At 73.5% G+C, this 4,819-nt stretch carries 4 protein-coding genes and 4 pseudogenes; 7 read left to right on the top strand and 1 reads right to left on the bottom strand.

The features are described 5' to 3' along the window. Nucleotides 1-131: 131 nt before the first annotated feature. The 4 genes and pseudogenes from AC2W7J_RS15880 to AC2W7J_RS15865 all read left to right on the top strand — a co-directional run bounded on the left by AC2W7J_RS15880 (nt 132) and on the right by AC2W7J_RS15865 (nt 2,868). A complete protein-coding gene (locus AC2W7J_RS15880; protein ID WP_485983584.1) occupies nt 132-626 on the top strand; it encodes a hypothetical protein in 495 nt (164 codons plus the stop codon). Beyond that, nucleotides 626-1,177, top strand: a pseudogene (locus AC2W7J_RS15875) (precorrin-8X methylmutase); the annotation flags it as partial. The gene AC2W7J_RS15880 and the pseudogene AC2W7J_RS15875, both read left to right, overlap by 1 nt. A 56-nt stretch (nt 1,178-1,233) precedes the next feature. Next, nucleotides 1,234-1,296: pseudogene (locus AC2W7J_RS15870) on the top strand (hypothetical protein); the annotation flags it as partial. Continuing rightward, a pseudogene (locus AC2W7J_RS15865) lies at nt 1,293-2,868 on the top strand (precorrin-2 C(20)-methyltransferase). The pseudogenes AC2W7J_RS15870 and AC2W7J_RS15865, both read left to right, overlap by 4 nt. A gap of 78 nt (nt 2,869-2,946) precedes the next feature. Here AC2W7J_RS15865 and AC2W7J_RS15860 read toward each other — a convergent pair. Beyond that, a complete protein-coding gene (locus AC2W7J_RS15860) occupies nt 2,947-3,504 on the bottom strand; it encodes an acyl-CoA thioesterase (RefSeq protein ID WP_255185836.1) in 558 nt (185 codons plus the stop codon). A 99-nt stretch (nt 3,505-3,603) separates the two neighbouring features. Between AC2W7J_RS15860 and AC2W7J_RS15855 the strand changes: the two are divergent. The 3 genes and pseudogenes from AC2W7J_RS15855 to AC2W7J_RS15845 all read left to right on the top strand — a co-directional run. Beyond that, a pseudogene (locus tag AC2W7J_RS15855) lies at nt 3,604-4,002 on the top strand (dihydrofolate reductase family protein); the annotation flags it as partial. Nucleotides 4,003-4,034: 32 nt separating this feature from the next. Further along, nucleotides 4,035-4,220: a hypothetical protein gene (locus AC2W7J_RS15850; RefSeq protein WP_485983582.1), complete on the top strand. Its 186-nt coding sequence runs from the start codon at nt 4,035-4,037 to the stop codon at nt 4,218-4,220. A 20-nt stretch (nt 4,221-4,240) separates the two neighbouring features. Continuing rightward, nucleotides 4,241-4,744 carry a DinB family protein gene (locus AC2W7J_RS15845; protein ID WP_485983580.1) on the top strand — a complete coding sequence of 168 codons (504 nt, stop codon included), beginning with the start codon at nt 4,241-4,243 and terminating at the stop codon, nt 4,742-4,744. Nucleotides 4,745-4,819 lie beyond the last annotated feature (75 nt).

Here is a 4,819-nt window from a genome sequence, read left to right as displayed (position 1 = left end):
GGCGAAGGGGGGCATCGCACAGGTCGTCGCCGAAACGGTCGCGCGATCAGCGTCCCCCGCGACGAGGCCGCCGAGGCCGCGCTCGACGTCGCCCGACGCTTTCCCTCGCCGCACGCACCGACACCCCGCGCGTGGAACCTGCGCGACCTGCCGGAGGAGCCCGGGCCGACCTGCTGCCGGGGGGTGATCCCTTCGACGTCGTGGCGGGTGCCCCGCCCGCGCCGGGGCCGGTGGGTGAGGACCTGGTGGCGCTCGTTCCGCTGGGGCTGCTGACGCCGGCGATGGCCGCGGCGCTCGAGGGGACGCTGCGCATCACACCCTGGCGCTCGGTCGTCGTGCCGGGGGGCGCGCGGGCCGAGGAGCTCGCGGCGGCCGGCTTCGCGACGTCCCCAGACTCACCCTGGACCGTCCTCACCGCCTGCGCCGGAGCCCCCTCGTGCGGGCGGACGACCACCCGCACGCGCGACCTCGCCCGGGAGGCCGCCCCCTTCGTCGACGTCACCGGACCGGCCGTGCACGTCATCGGCTGCGAGCGCTCGTGCGGCCACCCCGCCCGCGCCCACGCGACCGCCCTCAACCCCACCAGCGCAGCGGATGTCGTTGCGGCACAACACGAGAAGGCTTGATGAACCCCCTTCGCCAACCGCCTCGCCGGTACGACTACGTCACCGACGGGCAGGAGATCTACCGCCGCTCCTTCGGGATGATCCGCGACGAGGCCGACCTCAGCGGTCTGCCCGCCGACCTCCACGGGGCTGCCGTGCGGATCATCCACGCCGCTGGTGACGTCGGCATCACGAGCGAGATCGCCGGCCACCCCGAGGTCGCCGCTGCCGCCCACGCTGCGCTCGTCGCCGGGGCGCCGATCCTCACCGACAGCAACATGCTCGCGCAGGGCGTCACCCGCCGCCGCCTGCCCGCCGACAACGAGGTGGTCTGCACCCTGCGCGAGCCGCAGGTGCCCGACCTCGCCGCCCAGTGGGGCACGACCCGCGCGGCCGCCGCCGTCTCCCTCTGGGGCGAGCGGCTCAAGGGTGCCGTCGTCGCGATCGGCAATGCGCCGACCGCCCTGTTCCACCTGCTCGAGCTGCTCCACGACGGCGCCCCGCGTCCCGCCGCGATCATCGGGATGCCCGTCGGCTTCGTCGGGTCCGCGGAGTCCAAGGTCGCGCTCGCCGAGCACGACCTGCCCCGGCGGCCCGGTCCCCCTGGCTCGTCGTCCACGGCCGCCGCGGCGGGTCCGCGATGGCCGCTGCCGCGCTCAATGCCCTCGCCCACCGGGACGAGCTGGCATGAGCGGCGGCCGCTTCTACGGCGTCGGCATCGGCCCCGGCGACCCCGAGCTCATCACTCTCAAGGCCGCCCGGCTCATCCGTGACGCCGACGTCATCGCCTACCACGCGGGCACCGGAAAGCAGTCGCTCGCGCGCTCCATCGCCGCCGACCTCATCCCCGAGGGCGCCATCGAGGAAGAGCTGCGCTACCCGGTGACGACCGGTTTCACCGACCACCCTCGCGGCTACTACGGGGCCCTCGCCGACTTCTACGACGAGTGCTGCGACCGGCTCGAGACCCACCTTGCTGCCGGCCGCAGCGTCGTCGTCCTCGCCATCGGCGACCCGCTCTTCTTCGGCTCCTTCATGTACGTCCATGACCGGCTGAGTCCGCGCTACCCCACCGAGGTCGTCCCCGGGATCACCTCGCTGTCCGCCGCCACCGCCGCGGTCGCGACCGGCCTGTGCCGTCACGAGGACACCCTCACCGTCCTGCCCGGCACCTTGCCCGTGCCCGAGCTGGCTCGGCGTCTCGCCGACACCGATGCGGCGATCATCATGAAGCTCGGCCGCACCTTCGCCGGTGTCCGAGAGGCCCTGCGCCAGGCAGGGATGCTCGAGCGTGCCGTCTACGTCGAGCGCGCGTCCTACCCGGGCGAGCTCGTCATGCCGGCTGCCGAGGTCGACGAGGGCCGGGTGCCCTACATGTCGATCGTCGTCGTCCCCGGCGAGGGGCTTCGTGACGATGCCGCCGGCCGGGCCGCGGACTTCGCGCGGCTGACGGGTGGTACGGAGTCCCCTGATCTCGAGGGTCGGCCGCGGGCGGCCTCCCACCTCGATCAGCAGGAGGTGGGCACGGTGCACGTCGTCGGTCTCGGGCCGGGGCCGGACCACTGGCTGACGCCGCAGGCGAGCGAGGTGCTCGCCCGGGTCGACCACGTCGTCGGCTACGCGCCCTACGTCGCGCGGGTGCCGCAGCGCGAGGGCCTGACCCGCCACGCCTCCGGCAACTCCGTCGAGCTCGACCGCGGGCGCCTGGCGCTCGACCTGGCCCGCGAGGGGGCGGACGTCGCGCTCGTCTCGGGTGGTGACGCTGGGGTTTTCGGCATGGCGACGGCGCTCTTCGAGTCGCGCGAAGCGGCCTGTCCGACGACCCCGGCTACGCCGACGTGCCGGTCGAGGTCGTGCCGGGCGTCACCGCCGCGCACGCGGCGAGCGCCCTCGTCGGTGCCGTCCTCGGCGGCGACCACGCCCTGGTCAACCTCAGCGACAACCTCAAGCCGTGGGACGTCCTCGCCGCACGGCTGACCGCGCTCGCGACGAACGACATCTCGATCGCCCTCTACAACCCGCGCTCCCGCTCCCGCCCGGACACCCTCGGCGCCGCCCGTGACCTGCTCGTCGAAGCGGTCGGCCCGGACCGCGTCGTCGTCGTCGCGCGCCACGTCGGCCGCGACGAGGAGTCGTCGTGGGTGACGACCCTCGGCGAGCTCGACGTCGAGGCCGTCGACATGGGCTGCCTCGTCTCGTCGGTGCCTCGACGACCCGGGTCACCGACGACGGTCGGGTGTGGACCCCGCGCTCGGTGGACTGACTGCCGTGCACAAGAGGTCGCACTGAGGGCGATCTGGCGCGGTCAACGCCACGAGATGCACCAGGCGACCTCTTGTGCTCACCCCCAGAAGGGCGGCGGTCCTGCCGGTGCGTCCTCGCGCGGCGACGGCAACCGGGTGCCGTCTCCCCACCCCTTCGCCCAGTCCGGCACGTGGCTGGGCGGCGGCGTCATCCCGAGCATCGGCCACAGCCGGTCGGTGTCGACGCCCTTGCCGCGCTGGAGGAAGCGCATGCGCACCAGCGCCTGCGCGCTCACCTGACCGTCCACGACGAAACGCTGCTCGAAGAAGACGCTGACGCGGTCCCAGCCGGCGATCACGGTGTGCAGCTCGTAGGCCTGCAGCGGCTGCAGCGAGCTGCGGAAGGTCATCGTCTCCTGCATGACGACCGGCGCCACCCGCTTGCGCACCTGCGCCAGACCCCACCCGGAGCGGATCGCCAGGTCGATGCGCCCGAGGTCGGCCATCGTGAAGTAGACGCCGTTGTTCATGTGCCACGCGAAGTCGATGTCGTTGGGCAGCACCCGCAGCGGCAGCACGGCGACCTCGCCGGGGGCGACGGGCCCGCGACGCCTCGCGGTCGCGACGGTCCACAGGATGCGGGGGACGCGGTTCATCGTGGGTGTCCTCGGGTCTCGGGCAGGGCGAAGGGAGCGTAACCGCGCCTCGTCGCGGCGGCGGGGACGAGTGTCGGTGGTGCCTGTCACGCTGGGTCGATGGCGACGATCTACTGCACCGCGACGAGTCTCGACGGCTACATCGCCGACGACGAGGAGAGCCTGTCATGGCTCTTCGCGACGCCGGCCCACGACAAGGACCCCGGCGGGAGGTACGGCGACGGGGACAGCCTCGACTTCGACCAGTTCATCCCGACGGTCGGGGCCGTCGTGTGCGGGGCCAACACCTATGCGTGGGTGCACCGCGAGCTGACGCACGACGGGCGGGACTTCGCCTGGCCCTACGAGCAGCCCTCGTGGATCGTCACGCACCGCGACCTCGACCTGCCCGAGGGGGTGCAGGCGCACGCGGGCGACGTGCGCGAGCTGCACGCCGCGGCGACCGAGGCGGCAGCGGGCAAGGACGTGTGGATCGTCGGCGGCGGCGACCTCGCCGGTCAGTTCGCCGAGGCCGGGCTGCTCGACAAGGTGTGGGTCCACCAGACGCCCGTCGTCCTGGCGCCGGCGCTCCCCTGCTGCCGCGGCGCCTGCGGCTGCGGCGCGAGCGGGTCGAGCGGGACGGGCAGTTCACGGCCATGCTCTTCGAGGTCGTCGGGCCCGAGCCGCGACGAGCCGGTGAGGTCGACGGCGCGGCCGAGGTCTACGCCGAGGGGTGAGCCGCGGCTACCGTCGAGGGGTGAACCAGCCGCCCTTCGAGCACGAGGTCCCCTTCGACGCGTCGGCGCGCGAGCAACTCCTCGCATTCGTCGACGAGCACCGAGGGGCACTGGGCCGCTGCCTCGAGGGCCTGACCGAGGACGAGGCACGCCGCAGCCTGGTGCCGTCGCGCACGACCCTGCTCGGGCTGGTCAAGCACGCCACCTTCGTCGAGCGCGTGTGGTTCGACGAAGGCGTCCGCGGCCGCTCGCGCGCCGAGATCGGCATCCCCGCAACACCCGACGAGTCCTTCGCGCTGACCGCCGAGGACACCATCGCCTCCGTCGTCGCGGCCCACCGACAGGCCTGTGCGGACGGCCGGGCCGCGATCGCCGACCTCGATCTCGACGACGTGGTGACCGGCAACCGTCGGGGGCCGCTCCCCCTTCGCTGGGTCCTCCTGCACGTGCTGCGCGAGCTCGCCCAGCACGCCGGCCACGCCGACATCCTGCGCGAGCAGGTACTGGCCGCCCGCGAGGGCTGACCCCGCGGTTTATCGGGTGACCCGAGAACCGGTGGGACGCGTGGGACGACCCGAGCGCCACCGCCACCTCGGCGC

Source organism: Janibacter sp. CFPM2_SD2, assembly GCF_057364645.1.
The sequence above is the reverse complement of the archived record's forward strand: the minus strand, read 5'-3'. Positions and strand labels throughout refer to the sequence as shown.

Excerpts from the sequence above, each read along its gene's own strand:
- AC2W7J_RS15860 (WP_255185836.1), bottom strand. The coding sequence starts at position 3,504 with ATGAACCGCGTCCCCCGCATCCTGTGGACCGTCGCGACCGCGAGGCGT.